The organism is Moraxella atlantae NBRC 14588 (genome assembly GCF_001591265.1).
Classification (GTDB): domain Bacteria; phylum Pseudomonadota; class Gammaproteobacteria; order Pseudomonadales; family Moraxellaceae; genus Faucicola; species Faucicola atlantae.
The window spans coordinates 1-1,375 of sequence record NZ_BCUL01000062.1; the positions used below are offsets into that span (position 1 = coordinate 1).

Consider the following 1,375-nt stretch of genomic DNA (forward strand, 5'->3'; position numbering starts at 1 on the left):
GAGTAATACAAACCTTGAATGGAACGGCAAACATATGGGTTGGATCAAAGAAGCCACCGCCAATATTTATGCCATGAAAAATAAACGTGAATCCGATGATGATCAAGGCGGCTATGGGGCAGTGGCAGGCTACAATGAAACCGCAGTGAAAACCACTGGCGCCAACATTAACTTTGATAGTCAACTACGACCCAATACGTTGATTAAATACGGCATCAATTATCGTCACCAAGAAATCGAACCAAACCGACATGGCGATAATTATCAAACCAACACCGAAAAAACCGACTCAGGTGTGTATGTCGAAGCCATTCATGATATCAACAATTTTACCATGACAGTAGGCGGTCGGTACGACCATTTTGACTACACAGCCGTGAATGGTAAAAAACGCTCCGATGGCGAATTTAGCCCAAGTTTTGGGGTGATTTATCAAGCGACACCAGCCCTTAGCCTGAGTGCTAACCACAGTTATGCCACACGTTCTCCGCGTTTGGTAGATGCTTTGCTCAGTGGTAACAGCAGAGTTTCCATCGCCGATGATGCAGAAGCAGAAAAAGCGAAAAATACTGAAATCGGCTTCAACTATAATGTCGGTAGTTATTTTGTCAATGGCAGTTATTTTTGGCAAAAAATCGATGGTCTACTGGCGAATGGCCAAACCGATCGCCATAACCCTACCGATAGCAATATTGACAATGTCGGTTATGCAAAAAATCATGGATGGGAACTCAATGCAGGTTATGACCATAACAACGTTAAAGCCCACTTAGGCATCGCAGATAGCAATCCTGAGTTTCACACAGACCCAGGTAGAGTATCATGCACCAGCCCAACCAACTGCCGGCCTATTTCATTCGCCAGCAAGGAGTTTGGCGTGAAGATAGGTCGTACCTGGACGGCAGGGTTGGCCTACCGTTTTGACCAACCCAATATCGAAGTGGGTGTCAACCACCGTAAAGTAGAAGACACCACAGGTGCAAGTGCATGGATGGATGATACGCAAGCAAATCGTGCTTTAAAACGTGACGGCTTTAATGTCACTGATATCTTCGCTAATTGGAAGCCCTATGCCAATGATAAGATGAATGTGAACTTTGCCGTGAATAATATCGCAAATAAAGACTACCGTCCCCATACAGCAATGAGTCTACCTGCTGTGGGTCGCGAGTTTCGTGTTGGCGTAAATTACAAGTTTTAGTCCCGATTGACATGGGTTCGGCAATCGGGTTTTGGTATTAACTAAAACAATCATCATCAATGATGACAAATTCAACAAACGTTACAACGACCCAAATCAAACCGCTGCCCAACGCGGCGGTAACTTTTTTCAGCCTAACCAGAAAATTTTTTGAAAAACCCCCTTGACCGCACC

The 1,375-nt window shown here is 44.7% G+C and carries 1 protein-coding gene; it reads left to right on the forward strand.

Going from position 1 to position 1,375, the window contains the following annotated elements:
- A partial coding sequence (locus MA2_RS10680; RefSeq protein ID WP_156470959.1) for a TonB-dependent receptor domain-containing protein occupies nucleotides 1-1,201 on the forward strand: 1,201 nt, incomplete at its 5' end.
- Nucleotides 1,202-1,375 lie beyond the last annotated feature (174 nt).